The sequence below is a fragment of the Gracilibacillus lacisalsi DSM 19029 genome (assembly GCF_000377765.1).
In the GTDB taxonomy this organism is placed as follows: Bacteria; Bacillota; Bacilli; order Bacillales; family Amphibacillaceae; genus Gracilibacillus; species Gracilibacillus lacisalsi.
The window spans coordinates 18,603-40,397 of record NZ_KB898674.1 but is presented as its reverse complement, the minus strand read 5'-3'; the positions used below and the strand labels follow the sequence as shown (position 1 = coordinate 40,397).

21 protein-coding genes are annotated in these 21,795 nt (G+C 36.9%); 15 read left to right on the top strand and 6 right to left on the bottom strand.

Annotated elements, in window-relative coordinates:
* The first annotated feature begins 1 nt into the window (after position 1).
* From thiI to D569_RS0116640, 3 genes are all read left to right on the top strand, one after another.
* Positions 2-1,204, top strand: coding sequence for a tRNA uracil 4-sulfurtransferase ThiI (gene thiI / locus D569_RS0116650; protein WP_018933567.1), 1,203 nt, complete (start codon positions 2-4; stop codon positions 1,202-1,204).
* Between the two features lie 98 nt (positions 1,205-1,302).
* Entirely contained in the window at positions 1,303-1,509 is a 207-nt protein-coding gene (locus D569_RS0116645) for an alpha/beta-type small acid-soluble spore protein (protein ID WP_018933566.1), read from the top strand.
* 102 nt (positions 1,510-1,611) lie between these two features.
* On the top strand, positions 1,612-3,207 hold the full coding sequence (locus D569_RS0116640) for an amidohydrolase (RefSeq protein WP_026287361.1): 1,596 nt from the start codon (positions 1,612-1,614) through the stop codon (positions 3,205-3,207).
* 237 nt (positions 3,208-3,444) lie between these two features.
* Here the strand turns inward: D569_RS0116640 and D569_RS0116635 are convergent, their stop codons facing one another.
* The gene (locus D569_RS0116635) at positions 3,445-4,245 is read right to left on the bottom strand and encodes an NAD kinase (protein WP_018933564.1); all 801 of its coding nucleotides are present in this window, start codon (positions 4,243-4,245) and stop codon (positions 3,445-3,447) included.
* Positions 4,246-4,398: 153 nt separating this feature from the next.
* Here D569_RS0116635 and D569_RS0116630 point away from each other — a divergent pair, with 153 nt between their 5' ends.
* The 5 genes from D569_RS0116630 (at position 4,399) to D569_RS0116610 (ending at position 9,838) form a co-directional block, all read left to right on the top strand.
* Positions 4,399-4,926 carry a hypothetical protein gene (locus D569_RS0116630; protein ID WP_018933563.1) on the top strand — a complete coding sequence of 176 codons (528 nt, stop codon included), beginning with the start codon at positions 4,399-4,401 and terminating at the stop codon, positions 4,924-4,926.
* Positions 4,926-5,399 carry a GerW family sporulation protein gene (ytfJ, locus tag D569_RS0116625; RefSeq protein ID WP_018933562.1) on the top strand — a complete coding sequence of 158 codons (474 nt, stop codon included), beginning with the start codon at positions 4,926-4,928 and terminating at the stop codon, positions 5,397-5,399. The genes D569_RS0116630 and ytfJ overlap by 1 nt, the downstream gene beginning before the upstream one ends.
* Before the next feature lie 159 nt (positions 5,400-5,558).
* Positions 5,559-6,542 (top strand): class I SAM-dependent methyltransferase, encoded by a 984-nt coding sequence (locus D569_RS0116620; RefSeq protein ID WP_018933561.1) that lies wholly within the window; start codon positions 5,559-5,561, stop codon positions 6,540-6,542.
* A gap of 163 nt (positions 6,543-6,705) precedes the next feature.
* Positions 6,706-7,893 (top strand): acetate kinase, encoded by a 1,188-nt coding sequence (locus tag D569_RS0116615; protein WP_026287360.1) that lies wholly within the window; start codon positions 6,706-6,708, stop codon positions 7,891-7,893.
* Positions 7,894-8,218: 325 nt separating this feature from the next.
* Complete coding sequence (locus tag D569_RS0116610) at positions 8,219-9,838, top strand: glutathione ABC transporter substrate-binding protein (protein ID WP_018933559.1); 1,620 nt, start codon at positions 8,219-8,221, stop codon at positions 9,836-9,838.
* Between the two features lie 508 nt (positions 9,839-10,346).
* Here the strand turns inward: D569_RS0116610 and D569_RS0116605 are convergent.
* The 5 genes from D569_RS0116605 to D569_RS0116585 form a co-directional block, all read right to left on the bottom strand.
* Positions 10,347-11,351 (bottom strand): ABC transporter ATP-binding protein, encoded by a 1,005-nt coding sequence (locus tag D569_RS0116605; protein ID WP_033405122.1) that lies wholly within the window; start codon positions 11,349-11,351, stop codon positions 10,347-10,349.
* Positions 11,314-12,345: an ABC transporter ATP-binding protein gene (locus D569_RS0116600; RefSeq protein WP_018933557.1), complete on the bottom strand. Its 1,032-nt coding sequence runs from the start codon at positions 12,343-12,345 to the stop codon at positions 11,314-11,316. The genes D569_RS0116605 and D569_RS0116600 overlap by 38 nt, the downstream gene beginning before the upstream one ends.
* A 25-nt stretch (positions 12,346-12,370) precedes the next feature.
* Positions 12,371-13,291 (bottom strand): ABC transporter permease, encoded by a 921-nt coding sequence (locus D569_RS0116595; RefSeq protein WP_018933556.1) that lies wholly within the window; start codon positions 13,289-13,291, stop codon positions 12,371-12,373.
* A gap of 17 nt (positions 13,292-13,308) precedes the next feature.
* The gene (locus tag D569_RS0116590) at positions 13,309-14,196 is read right to left on the bottom strand and encodes an ABC transporter permease (protein WP_051084532.1); all 888 of its coding nucleotides are present in this window, start codon (positions 14,194-14,196) and stop codon (positions 13,309-13,311) included.
* 432 nt (positions 14,197-14,628) lie between these two features.
* Positions 14,629-15,072 carry a universal stress protein gene (locus tag D569_RS0116585; RefSeq protein ID WP_018933554.1) on the bottom strand — a complete coding sequence of 148 codons (444 nt, stop codon included), beginning with the start codon at positions 15,070-15,072 and terminating at the stop codon, positions 14,629-14,631.
* A 387-nt stretch (positions 15,073-15,459) separates the two neighbouring features.
* Here D569_RS0116585 and D569_RS0116580 point away from each other — a divergent pair, with 387 nt between their 5' ends.
* From D569_RS0116580 to D569_RS0116550, 7 genes are all read left to right on the top strand, one after another.
* Positions 15,460-16,212 carry an SDR family oxidoreductase gene (locus tag D569_RS0116580; RefSeq protein ID WP_018933553.1) on the top strand — a complete coding sequence of 251 codons (753 nt, stop codon included), beginning with the start codon at positions 15,460-15,462 and terminating at the stop codon, positions 16,210-16,212.
* An 84-nt stretch (positions 16,213-16,296) separates the two neighbouring features.
* Positions 16,297-16,806, top strand: a complete 510-nt coding sequence (locus tag D569_RS0116575; protein WP_018933552.1) for a DUF4178 domain-containing protein — start codon at positions 16,297-16,299, stop codon at positions 16,804-16,806.
* A 22-nt stretch (positions 16,807-16,828) separates the two neighbouring features.
* Positions 16,829-17,497, top strand: a complete 669-nt coding sequence (locus D569_RS0116570; protein ID WP_018933551.1) for a PspA/IM30 family protein — start codon at positions 16,829-16,831, stop codon at positions 17,495-17,497.
* Between the two features lie 112 nt (positions 17,498-17,609).
* A complete protein-coding gene (locus tag D569_RS0116565; RefSeq protein ID WP_245548520.1) occupies positions 17,610-18,272 on the top strand; it encodes a DUF4247 domain-containing protein in 663 nt (220 codons plus the stop codon).
* A 19-nt stretch (positions 18,273-18,291) separates the two neighbouring features.
* On the top strand, positions 18,292-18,687 hold the full coding sequence (locus D569_RS0116560; RefSeq protein ID WP_018933549.1) for a DUF350 domain-containing protein: 396 nt from the start codon (positions 18,292-18,294) through the stop codon (positions 18,685-18,687).
* Positions 18,688-18,763: 76 nt separating this feature from the next.
* On the top strand, positions 18,764-20,314 hold the full coding sequence (locus D569_RS0116555) for a polyamine aminopropyltransferase (RefSeq protein ID WP_018933548.1): 1,551 nt from the start codon (positions 18,764-18,766) through the stop codon (positions 20,312-20,314).
* A gap of 72 nt (positions 20,315-20,386) precedes the next feature.
* A complete protein-coding gene (locus D569_RS0116550; RefSeq protein ID WP_018933547.1) occupies positions 20,387-21,067 on the top strand; it encodes a metal-dependent hydrolase in 681 nt (226 codons plus the stop codon).
* The last annotated feature ends 728 nt before the right edge of the window (positions 21,068-21,795 follow it).

Here is a 21,795-nt window from a genome sequence, read left to right as displayed (position 1 = left end):
AATGCAATATGATCATATAGTAATTAGATATGGGGAACTCACATTAAAAGGTCGAAATCGAAAACTGTTTACAACGCAATTAGCTAAAAATGTCCGACAGGCATTGCGCAATTTCCCAGCTATTAAAGTAGACAAAAAGCGTGATCGCATGTATATCGTGTTAAATGGTGAGGACCCGGAAGCAATCATGGACAGATGCCAAAAAATATTCGGTATTCAAAATATGAGTGTGGCACTTAAGGTAGAAAATGAGGAAACAGCTATTAAAGAGCAAGCACTTAAACTTTTAACGGAAACCGAGAATGTAAGAACCTTTAAAGTATCAACCAAGCGTTCCAATAAAGAGTTTCCAATTGGATCACAAGAATTTAATCAAGTGCTTGGTGGATATTTATTGTCCAATATAGATGGCATTACAGTCGATGTTCATCAGCCGGACTTGGAAATTACTGTTGATATTCGTTCCGAAGCAACTTATTTAACATCGCAAAAGGTTCCAGGTGCTGCTGGACTTCCAGTAGGCTCTTCCGGAAAATCATTACTGCTTTTATCTGGAGGTATTGATAGCCCTGTTGCTGGTTATTTAACGATGAAACGTGGAGTTCAGTTGGAAGCTATCCATTTCCATTCACCACCATACACAAGTGAAAGAGCGAAAGAAAAAGTGTTAGATTTAGCGGAAAAACTGTCTTTTTATGGTCATTCGATCAAAGTGCATATTGTACCTTTTACAGCATTACAGCAAAAAATACATCGCGAGATTCCGCATGGTTATTCCATGACGGTGATGCGGAGAATGATGATGCGTATCAGTGAAGCTGTTGCCGAACAAGAAGGTATCTTATCACTTGTAACTGGTGAAAGTCTTGGACAGGTTGCCAGTCAAACTATGGAAAGCATGCACGCGATTAATGCTGTAACCAATTATCCTGTTATTCGACCTTTAGTCGCAATGGACAAAGACGAGATCATCAGAATTTCAGAAGAGATAGATATGTATGATATCTCTATTCGTCCTTTTGAGGATTGTTGTACAGTATTTGTACCTAAACAGCCAAAAACGAAGCCAAAATTGGAAAAAGTAGAGCAGTTTGAAGCTAATATAGAGTTTGAGCCAGATATTCAAGAAATCTTGTCAGCGATTGAAACCGTTGAGATTGAAGCAAAAGATAATCAAGAAGAAGAACTGGGAGACTTACTCTAACGGTTGGATGAATTAACAACAACTACCAGTCAATATTTTGCATGATTTCACCTCTAAAAGTTCATGATAGTAATGTAGTCAAGAGGAGGTGAAAGCAAATGGCGAACAACAACAGTTCAAACAATCTAGTAGTTCCTGGAGTAAGCCAAGCTCTAGATCAAATGAAAGTTGAAATTGCACAAGAGTTTGGTGTAAACTTAGGTGCTGACACTACTTCACGTGCCAATGGTTCAGTTGGTGGAGAGATCACAAAACGTCTTGTACAAATGGCTGAACAACAAATGGGTGGTCAAGCAAATCAATAATAAAATGGAGGATAGTGCAAAGTGCACTATCCTTTTCTTATGGATGACTTTTTGCTATCGTTATATCATAATCAACAGAAGAATATTAGGCTAGGTGATAGAATGGGTACACTCTTTTATGGCGGTACAATTTACACAATGGAAGATGAAACATCGATAGTAGAAGCTGTTTATGTAGAAGATGGAGCAATCATGGGCGTCGGAAAAGAATCAGAGGTAAGAAATACATGGAGGAACAGTATAGACGACGAATACAATCTGAGTGGAGCAACCATGTACCCTGGTTTTGTCGACAGTCATTTACATATAATTGGTCATGGTGAAAAATTGTTACATTTAGACTTATCATCTATGAAATCTGCAAATGAAGTATTGCAAGCTTTAGAAAGAAAAGCACAAGAATTAGAACCAGAGGAATGGTTAATTGCAGATGGATGGAACGAAAATCAATGGGAAGAAGTCAGAATTATTGATAAAACAGAATTAGATGATATTTCAAGTGAACATCCTATCATTTTATCCCGAGTATGCCGTCATGCTCTTATTGTTAATTCTAAAGTGTTGGACTTAGCTGGGATAACGAGGGAAATGGAAGACCCACAAGGCGGGAAAATTGTCCGAGATCAATCTGGAGAGCCAACCGGATATTTATTAGATCAAGCCCAGGAATTAGTGAAGGAAATAATGCCACTAATATCAGAATCTAAGTTACAGGAAAACGTTAAAGTTGCAATTGAAGATCTTCTTCGACTAGGTTTAGTTGGCGGGCATAGTGAAGACCTTTCTTATTATGGTGGGTTTGAACGTACATTGAATGCGTATTACAAGGTTTTACCTGAAAAGTATAAATTTAGAGCACACCTATTAGTTCATCATCTTGTTTTTGATGAAATGTTAGCGCAAGGTTTACAGTATGGTGATGGAGGAGAATTTACTACTCTTGGCGCAATGAAGATATTTTCGGATGGCGCACTAGGGGGAAGAACGGCTTGGTTGAGTGAACCATACCACGATGACCCAGGTAATGTGGGAATCCCAATTCATAAGCGACATAATTTAGAGATTTTGTTTCAAAAAGCGCGAAAAACAGAGCATCCTGTGGCTGTTCATGCAATAGGTGATCAGGCGGTTGAGGAGATAGTAGCTTGTATCGAAAAGTATCCATTACATAATGGTTTAAAAGATCGGATCATCCATGCTCAAATTATGAATGACAAGTTATTGGACAGATTAAAGAAAATTCCGGTTGTGTTGGATATTCAGCCTTCCTTTGTTGCATCGGATTTCCCGTGGGTCAAGGAGAGGCTAGGTGATAGAAGAACGAATGATGCCTATCCATGGAAAACCTATTTAAATAATGGAATTGCTTGTGCTGGAGGATCAGACGCACCAATTGAAGAGGTAAACCCGTTATTAGGGATTCAAGCGGCTGTAACAAGAAGATCTAACATTGATGGACAAGTGTATGGTAGTCACCAAAAGCTTTCTGTTTTTGAAGCTATTTCTTTATATACCAAAGGCAGTGCCTATGTCATTAATCATGCCCATGACCGAGGTATGATCAAGCCAGGCTTTGTAGCGGATTTTACCATATTGGAAAAAGACTTGTTCAAACACGATCCTGATCGATTCCACGAAATAGAAGTAAAAGCAACCATCGTAGACGGAGAAATGATGTACGAAAAACCAGAGGCGTAACACCTCTGGTTTTTGTGTAAAAAGTAGTGTGGACATTTGTTCCGTTATTTGTAATAAAAGTGGCGATTTTAGGCTGCAAGTGGACATCTATTCCGCTATTCATCGAAAATAACGCTATTCTATACGAAAAAAGAACAAATAACGGATTAAATGTCCGCCAACACCGAAAAAAGGGTGATATTACGCCAAATAACGCACTAAATGTCCGCTCAACATGACAGTAGGATAACGTTCAACTTACAGGAAGGTTCGTTGAACGCGGTCCCAGAATGAGTTGTTTTTCAGCTTGACTGTTTTAATCCGTTTATCACTTAGCTGAATCGTTAATGTTTGAATGTTCCTTATCGAGTAAGCCTCATTATCAAGCCCTACAATCGGGTAATCATTACCATCCTGAATGACCTCTAGACTTAAAATTCGATCTTGATTTAAAACAAATGAAGAACCTAATGTACGGTAGCGGTTATTGTTTAAAGAAGCAAGCTCCGTTACTTGCAGGCAAGGAATTTTTGGATCAATTACAGCACCTGAAGTTGACTTGTTATAACCCGTACTTCCGGTAGGTGTGGCCACGATTAATCCATCTCCACGAAAGCGTTCAAAATGGTTATCATCAATAAATACATCCATTGCAATCGTTTTAATAATCGCAGAACGAATAGCGGCTTCATTTAAACAATGGAATGTTGACTGCCCATTGATCGTAACATCAATTATTGGAAAGCGACGAACCTCAATACTGTCATTTTTCATCGATTCCACCATCTCATCGTATTGGTCAATATTAAAATCACAGTACAAGCCAGATTCATCTGCTTGGGTAATGCCTACATATAAGCAATCTTGACGAAAGTTTGTATGACGAACAGCTTGCAGAAATTCACCATCCCCACCAACACTGATGATAATATTAGCTTCTTTAGACTCTTCTACGATTTGAAATCCTTGATTTTCGACATATTCAAATAACGGCTCCAATTTTTGGATAAGTTCCTCATTTTTCTTGTAGTAAAAATATAATTTACTTCTGTTGTCCATTTTCCTTCCTCCTAACAAGCATATGTATCTATTCTCATCTTATCATGGTTTCCAAAGCTATCCTATTGATAACTTGGATTATTTTGTGTTGATTGTTACGACTTTATGATTAATCTACTATTTACTCGTAAATAATAATGAAGAGGTGAGAATATGCTGATTGTCTTATTATTGATTATAATTGTACTTTTCATTATTATTCTGTTCATTTTTCTTAGGTCACGAGTATATATATCATTGGATTGGCAATGGGATGAAGAGGATAAAAATGCCCAATTTAAAATTAGTATATTACGTTTCACATTTTATCAAGAGACAATCGATTTCACCCAGTTCGATTTAACATCTTTAGAAACAGATAAAAGCGTGGATATGAAGGAGATGTATCATCTTGTAAAAAGTTTGTTGAAAAAATCAGAAATGGAAGCTTTACATACCGAAACGATTGTTGCTACATATGATCCCTCGATAACAGCATACCTTTACGTGTCTATCACTACGTTAGCTGAATGGATTAAAGCTCATTATAGTAGTAAACGAGACGTTGAAATTAATATAGCAGCAGATTTTGAACAAGAAACTTTTCAATCAGCAGGTGAGTGCATGATATCGGTAAAATTGAGTAAGACTATCAAAGAAATGAAGAAAATGAAAAAAATACGAAAAGGAGCCAGACAATAATGGAAGATAATAATCAAAATGTTCACCCGTTAGAAGGATTTATGAATTTAACGATGGCCAATTTAAAACAATTAATCGAAGTGGATACAGCAATTGGTAAACCAATAGAAGTTCCAGATGGCAGCTTGATCATTCCTTTATCAAAAGTCAAATTTGGTTTTGCAGCTGGTGGTAGTGAGTTTGTACCTGGGGGAGGACAAGATCAGCAAGGTCAAGAAAAAGGTCAAGAAAGCGGGCAAGATGATACCCAATCAGAATCGATCATCCCGTTTGGTGGTGGAAGTGGTGGAGGTGTATCCATTATCCCTTCAGCATTTGTCATTGCTAATAAGGAAGGTGTCCGGCTGTTGCCACTAAATGAATCGACAACAGCGTATGAGAAAGTGTTAGAGAAAAGCCCGCAAGTAATTGACCAGGTTTTAGATATGTTAAAACAAAGAAGAGATGAAAAGCAGCAAGGTAATGATATATAATGCTTCTCAGTAGACAATTTGATTTCACTGCCTTCATAATATAGTGAGACTTCCAACAGTGGGATTTGAACCCACTGTTGGTTAGCGAATCTTATCAACAATTAGCACCGTGATAAGGTAGGCAGTGAATCATTTTGTATATTGTGGAGGGAGTAAAAGATGTCATTTGATATAGAAAAAGTTTTTTCAGATTTGGATCAACTAACATCTACTATAGAAGAAACAGAAAATGAACCTTATTTAGAAAGTTTAATTTTTGCGTTACGTGCTATTCAAACAGAAGAAGCCTTAGATTTACCAGATAAAAAGACAGCAGATAGTTTAGCATCACTGAAAGAATCTTTTTACAGTGAAGACACAACTAGTGAATCGATTCGTAAAGTCATTCAATTGGCCTTAATTAAAGGAATGAAGGGATCAACTCAACATCAACATGTTGTCACACCTGACAGTGTAGCTATGTTTATGGGTTACTTTATCCAAAAATTAATGCCTGAAACAAAACAATTACGACTATTTGATCCAGCAAGTGGTGCGGCGAATTTATTAACTGCTGTGATTAATCAGGTAGAAGCAGATGTAACAGGGTATGGAAGTGAAATTGATCCGACATTGATTCAATTAGCAGTAGAAAGTGCGAATCTGCAGGAAGTTGAGATTGAATACTTTCACCAAGATAGCTTAACACCTTTATTGCTAGAGCCAGTTGATGCAATTGTAGCTGACTTACCTGTCGGATATTATCCAAACGATGAACAAGCCGCTAAATTTGAATTGAATGCTGATGAAGGACATGCTTATGCACATCACCTATTCATTGAACAGAGTATGATGTACACAAAAGAAGCAGGGTACTTATTATTCGTCATTCCTAATTTTCTTTTTACTAGTGATCAAAGTGATAAATTACAAAAGTATTTGCACAATCATGCCCATATATTAGCACTGCTGCAATTACCATTATCAATGTTTTCTTCCGAGCAACATGCTAAGAGTATCTTAGTACTACAGAAGCACGGTAAGGATACAAAACCACCAAAGCAAACTTTAATGGCTCAATTGCCGTCCTTTAGAGATGTCAATAAGACACATAACATCCTTCAAAAAATCGATGATTGGTTCAAATCAGAAAAGCGAGAATAGTCAGAAAATAAAAATTTCATGAAGCAAACGTTACCATTTGATATTCCGGTTGCAAACTTATTCTGACGGTGTTTAAATGGATATGGGAATGTTTGAACATATGTCAAAACATTGATTTTATTAGTCAGGATAAGTAAATGAAAGAATGAAAGGATTGAAAATGTTGCGTAAAATTTTAGCTGTAAACGCCGGAAGTTCTTCACTAAAGTTTCAACTAATTGAAATGCCGGAAGAAAAAGTGTTGTCAAAAGGACTAGTAGAACGAATTGGTATTGCTGATTCCGTTTTTTCTATTGAATTTGATGATAAAGAAGATGAAGAAACAAGAGATATTCCTGATCATGCTGTAGCTGTCAAGCTATTACTTGATAAATTAACATCATTTGGTGTAATTAAAAGTTTGGATGAAATCGATGGTATCGGTCATCGTGTCGTACACGGTGGCGAGAAATTTAATGATTCGGTAGTGATTACTGATGAAGTAATTAAGGAAATTGAAGAGGTATCTGAGTTAGCACCATTGCATAACCCAGCGAACTTAACTGGTATTCGTGCTTTCCGTGAAGTGTTGCCTAATGTGCCTTCTGTAGCAGTATTTGATACAGCATTTCACCAGACAATGCCTGAGCAATCTTATTTATATAGTTTACCATATGAATATTATCAAAAATATGGCATCCGTAAATACGGATTTCATGGTACGTCACATAAATACGTTTCTGAACGTGCTTCAGAGTTAATGGGTGTACCTTTGGAACAATTACGTCTGTTATCTTGTCACTTAGGAAATGGTGCAAGTATCGCAGCAATTGAAAAAGGTAAGTCAATTGATACTTCTATGGGCTTTACACCTTTAGCTGGTGTTACAATGGGGACAAGATCTGGAAATATTGATCCAGCCTTAATTCCGTATATCATGGAGAAAACTGGACAATCTGCTTCAGAAGTAATGAATGTTTTAAATAAGAAAAGTGGTATGCTAGCTTTATCCGGATTTTCTAGTGATTTACGAGATATTCAGGAGAAGGCAGAAAATGGTGATAATCGTGCCGAATTAGCTCTTCAAGTATTTGCAGAGAGAATTCATAAATACATTGGTTCCTATGCTGCAAGAATGCATGGTGTGGATGCGATCATCTTTACCGCTGGTGTAGGTGAAAACAGTATAACCATTCGTGAACGTGTATTAAAAGGATTAGAGTTTATGGGTGTATATTGGGATCCAAGCCTAAACAACATTCGTGGTAAAGAAACATTTGTAAACTATCCACATTCCCCTGTAAAAGTAATTGTTATTCCTACAAACGAGGAAGTAATGATTGCTAGAGATGCAGTGAGATTAACACAATAAATTTATTCTGGAATAGATCTTTTTCCTACTAAAATAGGGAGAAGATCTTTTTTATTTGTATATAAAAATATCGAAAGTCTATGCAAACGATCAGATGGCCCTCCATTCAGGAGTAAGCTAGCTTCCTTGTTAATGATGATTAAACTTACTATTATAAGTTAATGTTAAATATATTAATATCTGAAAGTCATATATCTCGAATTTAAAAAGTCGGAGAAGATATTTGACAAAATTGCTTGAAAGTTTGGGAAATTTCAGTTATATTATAACTTGATTATATATTACATAATCTTTACAAAAACTTAAAAGAGGGGGGTTTAGATTAATGAAATCTAAACATTTAGTTTTAATGTTATCTCTTCTGTTTGTACTATCGATTGCACTAGTTGCTTGTGCAGGTGACGGTGAACCGGAGGAAACAACAGATGAAAACGATTCAGCAGAAGAAGGCAGCGAGAACGAAGAAGCAGCAGGTTCCGGGGAATTAGTAATAACGGTACCATCTGATGTAGTTTCACTATCAGCTCAAGGACAAAATGACGTACCTTCAAGTAATGTACGTGAAAATATTTATGAAACACTAACTACGCTGAACGATGATCAAGAAATTGAACCAGGTTTAGCGACTGATTGGGAACAAGTTGATGATTTAACATGGGAATTCCATCTTCAAGAAGGTGTCACTTTTCATGATGGTGCAGAATTCAACGCTGAAGCAGTTAAAAAGAGTTTTGATCGTTTAGCTGATGAGGAAATTGCTTCTCCATATGTATTCTTAATAGAGCAAGTGGAAAGTGTTGAAGTAGTAGATGATTATACAGTTAGATTTAATTTAGAGTATCCTTATGCTCCGTTATTAGCTAATCTAGCGCATAGTGGTACTGCGATTATGAGTCCTACTATTATTGACGAAGATTATGCACAACTAGAAGATGGTGGCGATGTTGACGAGTATATCAACCAAAACCCTAGTGGTACAGGACCATTTAAATTAGAAGATTGGTCTGCAGGTGAGAGCGTAACGTTAACTCCATATGAGGATTATTGGGGAGACAATGCTAAATTAGATTCTGTTCAATTTAAAGTAGTAGCAGAACAAAGCTCAAGAGTAGCAGAGTTAGAAACAGGTGTGACTCATGTAGCAGATCAAATTGGACCGAATAATATGTCACGAGTTGATGGTCTACCAGATGCGAGTGTTTTACAATCTCCAAGCGTTTCTGTATCTTATATCGGATTTAATACAGAAAAAGAACCATTCGATGATGTCCGAGTACGTCAAGCACTTTCTATGGCAATTAATAAAGACGAAATCATTAATGGTGTAATGAATGGTGTCGGTATCCCTGCAATTGGTGCATTAGCACCACCTGTATTTGGTTTCGATGATTCGATTGAAGGTTTACCATATGACGTAGACCAAGCGAAAGAATTATTAGCTGAAGCAGGGTACGAAGATGGGTTTGAAACAACGATTTGGACAAATGATAATGAGCAGCGTGTTGATACAGCTGTAGCACTTCAAGCACAATTAGGCGAGATTGGTGTCGATATTGAGATTCGAGAGTTAGAATGGGGGGCATACTTAGAAGGTACTGCTAATGGAGAGCATGATATGTTTATTCTAGGTTGGTCTACGGTAACAGCTGACGCTGATTATGGCCTATATCCATTATTCCATAGCTCTCAACATGGTGAGCCAGGAAACCGTTCTTTCATATCAGATGATGAAGTAGATGAATTATTAGATGCAGGACGCCGTGAAACAGATCCTGAAGCACGACAAGAAATTTATAGCGAAGTACAAGAAAAGCTTGTTGATCTTGCTCCAATGATGTATACACATCACCAAGAATACTTATTAGGGGTAAGTGATTCAGTTAAAGACTTTAGCATCAATGCACAAGGTATTTACCAAATTAAAGATGCATATATCGAAGAATAAATATAAAAAAGGAAGCCGACAATGGCTTCCTTTTTTTAATGTTTTTCATCAATTATCTTACGTTGTGGTAAATAAACAGTAACAAAAGCACAATACGCAACAATAATGAGTTTTAATCATCTCAATAGAGAGGTAAAGCAGCTTAAAAAACAAATAAAAACTACAAACTTGTAGAAAGCAGTATAAGGTCTAGTATTTCTCATATAGTCTGTTATAACATCACCGAAGCTATAAGAATTGCTGCACCCTCCTCATAGCGGAGACTAATTACGTAGACACCTGCGGGAATAGCGCTAGCCGAAAATCCACTTTGCAAAGTGTTTTTCTTTGCAAAGTTAGTTAAGTCCGTGCCCGCAGAAAGTAATTAGTCGGAGCGTTGGCAATCACACATAAAATATGTCCAAATAACTACTTCGTTAAACACGGTCATTGCACTGATTATATACTTTCTTACCTTTTAAAAAAGATCTCTGACAACTTTTATAGTTATCAAAGATCTTTTTTCGGATTATTGTTCTGCTGCAATTTTTTCTATATGATGACATGCAGCGCGATGGCCTTCCTTCATATTATCCAAATTACGTAATGCAGGAGCTTCCTGTCTACAAATATCTGTAGCGAAAGGACATCTTGTATGGAACCTGCATCCTTGTGGTGGATTAATAGGAGAAGGAACATCTCCTTTTAGGATAATTCTTTCTTTCTTTACTTCTGGATCTGGTGTTGGGATCGAAGAAAGTAATGCTTTTGTATAAGGATGCTGTGGATTTTCGAATAATGATTTTTTATCAGCGATTTCCACGATTTTTCCTAGATACATCACAATGATTCGGTCGGAAATATGACGAACAACACCTAAATCGTGTGCAATAAATAAGAATGTCAAATTGAATTCTTTTTGAAGCTTCTTAAGCAAGTTAAGAACTTGCGCCTGTACGGATACGTCAAGAGCAGAAACAGCTTCATCACAAATGATTAACTTTGGATCAACGGATAGTGCACGTGCGATACCAATTCGTTGTCTCTGTCCACCTGAGAACTCATGTGGATAACGATCGATCTGGTCCGCATTTAGCCCAACTGTTTCAAGTAATTCGATCGCTCGCTCTCTACGCTTTGCTTTTGGCACTGCCTTCTGTATTGCCATAGCTTCCATCAAGATTTGTGCTACAGTTTGTCTCGGGTTAAGGGAAGCATAAGGGTCCTGAAAGATTACTTGTAAATCTTTTCGTTTCTTTCTCATTTCCCGCTTGTTTAGTGCTAGCAAGTCAACGCCATCAAATTCAATAGAACCGTCAGTAGGTTCGTCTAAGCGTAAAATAGCGCGTCCTGTTGTCGATTTGCCACATCCAGATTCTCCTACAACACTTAATGTTTCACCTTCATAAATATCAAAAGTAACATCGTCAACAGCTTTTACATGGTTTACGGTTCTTCCTAAAAATCCCCCTTTAATAGGGAAATGTTGTTTTAAATTATTCACTTTCAGCAGTTCTTTTTGACTCACGTACATTCACCTCCGGATCTCCGTCCCAACGGTCTGTGTAAATCCAACAACGTACTTCGCCACCGTCTGCCTGAGTATCTAATGTTGGAAGTTCCTGTGTACACAACTCTGTTGCGAACGGGCAACGAGGTGCAAACCGACATCCCTCAGGCATATCTTTAGGACTTGGTACATTCCCTTTAATAGGCTCTAGTTCATCTACGTCTGTATCATGGCGAGGAATAGAATTGAGTAAGCCTACCGTATATGGGTGTTTAGGAGATTTAAATATTGATTTCACATCTTGGTATTCTACTACTTTTCCACCATACATAACGGCAACATAATCACATGTTTCTGCTACTACACCCATATCATGAGTGATCATGATAACAGACATACCTAATTCTGATTGAAGATCCTTGATTAATTCAAGAATCTGAGCTTGAATAGTTACATCTAACGCGGTAGTAGGCTCATCCGCTATAAGCAATTCTGGATTACAAGCGAGTGCCATGGCAATCATAACACGTTGCCTCATCCCACCTGACAATTCATGTGGATATTGTTTCACACGTTGTTCTGGCGACGGAATACCAACTAAAGTAAGCAATTCAATAGCTTTTTTTGTACCACGCTGTTTGTCAAGACCTTGATGGACTTTTAGTGTTTCACGAATTTGCTGTCCGATCGTATAAACAGGGTTTAAGGACGTCATTGGTTCCTGAAATATCATGGAGATTTCATTTCCGCGAATGTCACGAATTTCTTTTTCACTTAATTTGGTAAGGTCTCTTCCTTTAAAATTAATCTCTCCGCCCATAATTTTACCTGGCTTATCTAGTAATTGCAGAATAGACATCGCTGTAATACTTTTACCAGATCCTGACTCACCAACAATCCCGATTGTTTTTCCTTTCGGTAATTTGAATGAAACGCCGTCGACAGCTTTCACTTCAAATCCATCCACTAGAAAGGAAGTTCTTAAATCATTTATGTCTAAAATAGTTTCTTGATTCACATCGCTCACCTCTTTCTGTAAGGATTTAATCCATATTAATTCGTTTGTTTAAGAATTTATAAGAAATATCAACGATTAAGTTAACAAAAACAAAGACAACAGCAATAATGAGCACGGAAGCCTGAACAACAGGGAAATCTCTTGCCAGGATTCGGTCGACCATTAATTTACCCATGCCATTAATAGCAAAAACGGTCTCTGTTAAAACAGCACCTGCTAGTAAACTACCAAACTGTAAACCAATTACGGTTACAACAGGAATAAGCGCATTTTTTAAAGCATGTCTGTAAATGACTACTCTTTCTTTTAAACCTTTCGCTCTTGCTGTTCGGATATAGTCCTGTGAGATCACATCGAGCATACTGGACCTTGTCATCCTAGCGATAACGGCAGCTCCCATTGTCCCTAAAGTAATAACTGGTAAGATTATTTGTTGTGGTGATCCCCAACCTGTTGGCGGTAACCATCCTAGTTGAAGGGAGAACCATTGCATAAGCATTAAACCGAACCAGAAATTTGGCATAGATAGCCCGAATAAAGCGACGAGCATTATCCCTACATCCGCAATGGAATATTGTCTCACAGCTGAGATAATACCAGCTATTAAACCTAAGAATATACTAAATATCGTACTATATACGGCTAGTTCAAGCGTAACCCAAAACTTGGGCGCAAGTTCTTGACTTACTGGTAAACTTGTTCTCCAAGAAGTTCCGAAATCTAACATAACGGCATCTTTTAGAAAATGAAAATATTGAACAGGAATAGGATCATTAAGGCCTAACCGGTTTTCTATTTGCTCAATGGTCTCTTTTGGCGCACTTTCTCCAGCAATAATTTGTGCTGGATTCCCCGGAGTAAGGTGCATAAGTGAGAAAACAATGATGGTTACACCTAATAGAACAGGGATTAACTGAATGAGACGTCTTACAATAAATTGAAACATTGGCGCACCTTCTTCCTTTATTTTTTATTCATTTTAGGGTCTAAAGCATCTCGTAAACCATCACCAAACACATTAAATGCCAATACTATTAACATGATTACCAAGCCTGGGAATAAAGCGATGTGTCCTGCATCCCACATGAAATCTCGGCCATCACTTAGTAATGCACCTAATTCAGGAGATGGCGGTTGTTCTCCCATTCCTAGGAAGGAAAGACCACTTGCGGTAATAACAGCATTAGCGATAAACAAGCTTGCTTGAACAATAATAGGTGAAAGGATATTTGGAAAAATGTGTTTTGAAATAATTCTTAAATCTGAAGCTCCAAGAGCTTTCATTGCATCAATATATTCTAAGTTTTTAGTTGCAAGTGTTGAACCTCTTACAATCCGTGCAAATGTCGGAATGGCGAAAATAGCAATAGCGTAAATAACATTAGAACGACTTGGTTCTAGAATACTGATTAAAGCTAATGCTAATAAGATACCAGGGAATGCAAGTAAGATGTCCATAAAACGCATGATTACTGCATCAATTTTGCCACCATAGTATCCAGAAACTATACCAATAATAACTCCTGCAATACTACCTAAAATCGTAGCGGTAAAGCCGATAAACATCGTTATCCAAAGACCATGAATTACACGAGTGAAAATATCTCTTCCGTGATGATCGGTACCAAACCAATGATCAGCAGAAGGCTCTTCTAGTTTAATAGCATAGTCTGGTTTCGCTGGATCCAGTGTAGTGAGAAATGGACCTACAATAGCGATTATGATTAGGATAATAATTAAATATCCACCAATTAAGGCACTCTTATTCTTTACTAGTTTTTTATAGAAATCTTTTAAAGATCTTTTCCACGGCCGATCTTTTTTGGTAGCTTTTATATTAGTTTGCTTCATTTGTTCGGTGTTCAACTAATTTACCTCCTTTTGTCACAGTCTATCCCTACTATTATAATGTAAAGCTTGTTTATTTTAAGTGGTTTGTCAATGAAACTAACAAGATCCCCCTTACATTTCGCAATCGATTACAATGACCTGTGTTTTCTTATAAAAAAAGGAAGTTAGAATTTGTCAAAAAAGGTCGTTTTATATCAATTGCAAAATAATACGATAATAACTATACCACATAACTAGTAATATATTAATGAATTTATAAAAATAAAAATATTCAAATAATTCTAATTATTACAAAACATTCATATTTATTGCTTATACCATTATGGATTCAGTTCAAGTGATATGTAAGCTACCAAAAATCATTCTTTACATGAGAAAATAGAGAGCTTGATTTGCTCTCTATCAGTAGTCAGTCTATCGAGGTTATAATAATTAACTTCTCACCACTAACACATCACATGATGCATATCTGGTAATACTTTCTGAAACACTTCCTATTAAAAATCTTTCTACTGCATTCATTCCAGTTGCACCACAAATAATCAAATCAGCTTCAAACTTCTTAGCTAGATCTTTCGGGATTTTAATTTTCGGTGAACCAATTTCTACATGTGTTGTAATATTGGTTATCCCTTTCTTATTTGCCTTATCTTTATATTCATCAAGTAGCGTTTGTGCATAATTTTCTGAACGTGCCGCAAGTGTTTGATCATACACTTCAGGTGCGACAGTGGTAATAGTTCTTGTATCTATCACATGAGCTAAAAACATCTTCGCATCATTTCTTAAAACGATATCCACGGCTTTCTTAAATGCTAATTCTGAAGCATCTGAACCATCCACTGCTACTAAAATACGATCATATTCAAAAGACATCCCTATCTCTCCCTTCACGTCTATAGTCTTATTATATCATGTATCCGTTTTCATGTGAAAGATCGAATAAATTTTTCTTAGACCAGAAAGTATATATTTGCGCAGATGTTTAGCTCCGAACGCCCAGAAACTAGGCGACTTCACGAATCATCCTACGATAAGTCATCATTCGGCTCGCTTTTCTCAGTGATTCCTTTATCTCAGCTGATTCTGATGTCACTACGTTTCTATCGGGCGCTCTGCACTTTTCTTATTATTCATATACCACGATTAACCATTGATAAAACTTTATCCCTTAAATAGAAATTGTCTACACTTTAATAGAAAAAAATAAAACAATCATGTAACATATAAGTAAGAGAGAAGTAAGTTTAAGGAGGAAATAACATGGGACACGCCTTTATTACGGCTGGAACAAAAGGCCTAGGGTTAAAAGTAACAGAGGCATTTATCAATAAAGGACATGCTGTTTCTATTACATACTTCAGGGATCATCAGCGTGCAAAAGAAATGTTAGAAAAATTCCCAGATGCATCGATTGAAATTATTCAAGCTGATGTCTGTAAGAAAGATGATCTAACACAGGCTGTAAAAAAAGCCGTGGAAAGGTTTGGAACCATTGATTATTTAATAAATAATGCAGGACCATTTATATTTGAAAGAAAAAAATTAATCGACCATACAGAAGAGGAATGGAATCAAATGATTCGCGGCAATTTAGATGCTGTCTTTCATCTGTTACAATTAACAATACCAGCAATGCGAAAGCAGCATTTTGGCAGAGTGGTCAATTATGGCTTTCAGAGTGCTAATACTGCAGCAGGCTGGGTAAATCGATCTGCTTTTTCGGCTGCGAAGGTGGGGTTAGTATCATTAACCAAGTCTATTGCATATGAAGAAGCCGAAAATGGTATTACTTCGAATATGGTATGCCCAGGTGACATTGTTGGAGAGATGAAGGAAGCATCGATAATGGAAAGTAGAAAGTCTGAAGATCCCAACACACCAATTGGGCGTTCTGGAACAGGTGAAGATATTGCCCGAACGGTGATGTTTTTCTGTGAAGACGATGCAGATATGGTAACAGGTACTGTTGTGGATGTGACAGGCGGATTAGATGTTATTCATCAACATCGATAATTTTTTCAAAAAAACTGAAACCTTTTTTAACATGGATCGTATCTAATTATAACAACCCATTAAAGGAAGAAAAGAGGTGTACCATTGGGTTTCTTTTCCAAATTATTTAATAAAAAAGAAAAGAAAGCAACTGTCAGAAAAAGAGATCTGCTTTCAATAGAAGTGGGGGATATTGTTGAATATGATTTAGCTGATTACGAAGTAGTTGGAAAAATAATCTACAGACAAAACAATTATAAGTGGTACAGTTACCAGCTTTTAGGGGAAGGTAGGACAATTTGGTTATCTGCCGAGATGGATGATGAATTGGAACTAGGTATTTATGAAAAAATTCAGCTTCCTGAAGCAGACAATTTCCCTAACCAGCTAGTATTTAATAACAACACCTACTCTCTAGATGAAAGTGGTCAGGCAGATGTGACTGGTGAGGGACGAAGCAGTTCGCTTACAGGTCAACGTATACGTTATGCTGAGTATTGTGATGCAGCTGAAAAATCTTTTATTAGTGTGGAAGAATGGAATAGTGATGTAGAAGCAAGCATTGGTTATCCAATAGAAAATTATGAAGTTAAAATTATTGCAGGTTCACATTAATCATTATTAGGAGGAATTTAATATGTTTCAATTTTTTAAACGTGTAAAAACAGTAGTAAGCTCAGAGTTGAATTCAATGTTAGACAAAGCAGAAGATCCGGTGAAAATGTTAGACCAGTTCATGCGTGATATGGAGTCTGATATCCGCGAGGTAGAATCAGCAGTAGCTAAGCAAATTGCCAATGAAAAAATGTTAAAAAGAAAGACAGATGATGCACAATCACTAGTAGAAAAGCGACAAGCACAAGCAGAAAAAGCTATTGAAGCTGGCAACGAAGACCTTGCTCGTCGTGCTTTAGAAGATAAGAACGAACAAGAAGCCCAGGCTAATACGCTTCGTGAATCTTGGGAGCGTGCTAAACGTGATGCAGATCAGCTACGTGAAAAATTAGATGAAATGAAAAAAGAATATCAACAAATGCAATTGAAGAAAGATTCTCTAAAAGCAAGAGCAGAATCAGCAAAAACTCGTACGAAAATGAACCGTACTATGTCATCTATTGGGAATGATGCTTCGAAACAAGGATTTGAACGTATGGAGGAAAAAGTGATGCAGTTTGAAGCAGAAGCTGACACAAGTGAAGACTTATCTTCCGCAAGCAAGTCACTAGATGATGAATTTGAAGATTTAGAAAAAAGCGATGTCGATGACGAACTAGCAGCTCTTAAAAAGAAATTAGGAAAAGAGTAACAAGCATAAGCGGGGGGTTTCAGCAGTTAGTTAACCTTTATATGGTACTAACGTCTGGAACACCCTCTTTCTCATGGATACATATAGGATGAAAGCAGGAGGTGATTTTGGCGTGAATAAAAAGATAGGCTTAAGTGTTACCTTGCTATTTTTTATTTTACTCGCAGGTTGTAATTCAAATTCGTTCAGTAATTTATCTGCATTTGATGAATCCGATGCTATCTTAGAAGAAGATCTACAGGTTTCCGAAACAAAAGATGAAATAATTAACCAGTTGAAATCGACCGATAACTCAGATATGGAAGCACTTGTATCCAACAATTTCCCGTTTGTTGATTCTGTTGTGGGGGACGACACAACTGCAAATGTCTATGGAACACTGCTGTTTGAAGTAGAGGAGCTAGCCGATCTATTGGCTGAGATTAAACAACCGCAAGAGGTCAGTGACTATATCGATGGTCAACAAATCCTTGCTTACTCTGACTTGTTTATTATTATCAAAGATAGTGAAGAGCTAGATAATGCAACATTTATCGAAGTCGCAAGTGAGCAATTTGTTCGTAAAAATTATTCACCAAACTTCTTAACTACATATTTTACTATCCGCATGCTCGACAGTTTCTTTGGTAATAACTGGGTGTCTAATAGACGGAGTTACTGCAGTTCCAATGACTGTTATGGCGGCTACTCTACATCACGCAGTTATAATAAGGGTACAACGACTAACAGAGGTTTAGGTTCTTTTCGTGGAGGCGGACCTAGTTCAGGAAAATAATAAAAAAGGAGAGTTGAATATGGAACCTTTTATTTCAACATTTATTTATTTTATCGCTGCAATTATTATTGTGATTATCGGACTAGTCATTTTTGAATGGTTGACAACTAAATATAAGGATTGGGAGCAGGTAAGGGATGGTAATCAAGCTATTGCACTATCCATCGCTGGAAAAATAATTGGAATTTGTATCATCTTAGCTTTTGCCATTTATCATAGTATTGATGTAGTCGAAACGTTAATATGGGGAGCGTATGGAGTTGTATTGCAACTAATAGCTTACCTTATATTTGAAGGGATCACACGTAAATTTTCCGTTGAGGACCAACTGAAGGCCAATAATGTTGCAGTCGGAATTATATCGTTTGCTGTTTCTGTCGGTTTGGCATTTGTTATTGGATCATCTATCACATAATACAGAAAGCCTGACCATCAATACGTAAAAGGTCAGGCTTTTTCAATCGTGACTATATAGGAAGTGTGGAGTAGGTATGGAAGAGATAAAAGTAAAGCAAAGTCATTTTATTTATTGGGCATCAGGTATCGTATCGATCTGTGGTATTATATTCGAAGTATTATTCGGAGCTCTAGGGTCATATATTTTAGGTGATGGTGTAAAGCAATATACATTAACCATTTCGTTATTCCTAACCGGCATGGGAATTGGTGCAAGTTTAAGTGAGAAAGTAACGAAACATTTAATTTTATCTTTTATTTACATAGAATTTCTTGTTGCTTTGATTGGTGGTTTTTCCAGCTTTCTCATGTTTGCAGCAACCGCCTTTTTTTCTGATGGAACAGATGCATTATTTCTATATTCCATTACGTTAATCATTGGAGCATTAACCGGTGTTGAGTTACCGATTTTAATCAGGAAGGCCAATGAAATAGGGGTTACATTACAGCGAAGTACGGCAAGAGTGTTATTTTCTGATTATGCTGGTGGTCTGATTGGTGGTTTATTATTTGTCTTCTTATTACGACCACAATTAGGAATGGTAAAAACCGCTTTTTTAGTCGGGGTGATCAACCTTTCTGTAGCATTAGTTGTCCTTTATTTATTTCGTAAGGAGTTAATCAAAAAAACATTGCATGGAATAGTTGGGGGAATCATCGCTCTTCTGTTACTAGCTGGTTTGACTTTTGGCGAATCACTAGTTTTATCTTTTGAGCAAAAAATATATAACGATCCGATTGTCCATCTCGAAGAAAGTCAATATCAGAAAATTATCATGACCAAACAGGACGAAGATATTCGGTTATATCTGGATGGTGCCTTGCAGTTGAGTTCGATTGATGAACATCGCTACCATGAAGTATTAGTCCATCCGGTAATGGCATATACCGAAAGTCATGAAGAAGTGTTAGTGCTTGGTGGTGGTGATGGATTAGCTGTAAGGGAATTGTTAAAATATCCAGATATCCATAACATAACATTAGTTGATTTAGATCCAGCAGTTGTAGAATTAGCCAATTCAAATCCGCATCTTCTGGCGTTAAATGATCATTCCTTACAAAATGAACATGTTAATGTGAGCAATCAGGATGCATTTGAATTTTTAGAACAAAGTGACGATTGGTATGACGCCATATTCATAGATTTGCCAGATCCTAATAATGAAAGTCTCAATAAATTATATACGAAAGAATTCTATTCATTGGTTCGCAACCATTTACAGCCTGGTGGAGCGATTATGGTACAAGCAACAAGCCCAGTATTTGCTCGTGAAGTCTATTGGACGATTTCGAATACAATTGCTTCCACTGGTTTAGAAGTGGAAAATTTCCATGTAGATGTACCGAGTTTTGGTAATTGGGGATTCGTAATGGCAAGTAGGGAGCAGATAAATGTTGATTCGTTAACCATTGATGTCGAGACGGATTTTATAACAGATGAGATGCTACAAACCTTCACCATTTTTGGCAAGGATGAAGACGAGAACATATTGGAAAAGAACGGTGAACAGAAAGAATTAGAGGTCAATACCCTAATTAACCCGAGACTAATAGAAATCTATGAAAATTCTTGGCAATATTATTAATTCATGTTTAAATAAACCGTGAATGGGAAAAACGGAAATAGAATAATATTGTGAAAAGGAGTGCATATTTGCATGAAAGTATCTTTCCACGGACAATCATGTGTCAAAATTCAAACATCCGAACATACGATTTTAATCGACCCATTTATCTCAGGTAACGGAACGAGTGATTTGGATCCAGATGAGCAAGAACCAGATGTTATTCTGTTAACGCATGGACATAATGATCATGTTGGTGATACGGTCAGTATTGGAGAGCGCACCAACTGTCTTATAGTGGCACCAAACGAATTAGCTGTTTACTTCGGTTCGAGAGGATTGAATACACACCCAATGCATATTGGTGGTGCACATACATTTGATTTCGGCAAAGTGAAATATACCCCTGCCTTCCATGGTTCCATGTTTGAGGATGAGGAAGGAAACAAAATTTATGGTGGTATGCCTGGAGGTATATTATTCTTTGCTGAGGGAAAAACGATTTATCATGCAGGTGATACAGGATTATTTTCTGATTTGAAATTGATAGGAGATATGAACGATATTGACTTAGCATTTTTGCCAATTGGTGATAACTTTACAATGGGACCAGAGGATGCTTTAATTGCAGCTGATTGGGTACAAGCAAAGCAAGTTGTACCAATGCACTACAACACGTTCCCGTTAATCGAACAAGATGGAGAAGCATTCTGCAACCAAGTACAAACAGGAAAAGGCGTTCACCTGAAACCAGGAGAACATGTAGAATTATAAGAAAAAGGTCAAAGCGATATTGCTTTGACCTTTTTCTTGAGGGCCTGGATGACTAATGAGCCACAACGATAAAATGAGGTTGCTGAGCGGACATTTATTTCGTTATTTCTTGAAAAATACTTTGTTTTGAAGGTAAAGCGGACATCCGTTCTGTTATTTTAGGTAAAAGCGTTAAATAGGAGCATAATTTCGTTGAATAAAGGAATAGATGTCCGTTACAAGTCGTGAATCTCCTTTTTTTGCTATTTAACGGAACAAATGTCCGCAAGAAATTCATAGACTTACTTAAGTTGATAAGTCCGTTTTCGTTCTTTACCACTTACTACTTTTTGAATCTGGGAATCAACCATTTTGTGCAATAGGCGTCTTGCATGGCGATCACTTATATGAAGGTGTTGTGCTATATCTTGAGGTGTAATGGGGCGTAATACCCGTTGAGCATATCGGATAATTTCTGATTCGACCCAGGTTAAAGAAGAAGGGGTTTCAATTGAAATGAATTTGCCTATGAAAGAAAGGATAAGCTGTTGACATTTTCTAGGTTCGTCTTTGATGGATAAATAAGCAATAGGTAGGAACATCCAACCCATATTTTTTTATTAATACAGATAATTAATAAGAGATAAAACAGTATAACTTGATTATTTAATAACCATAAGAAATGCATAATATTTCAAGAAAAAATTGAATATTACAATGAACAACTGTATAATTATAATAAGAGAAAA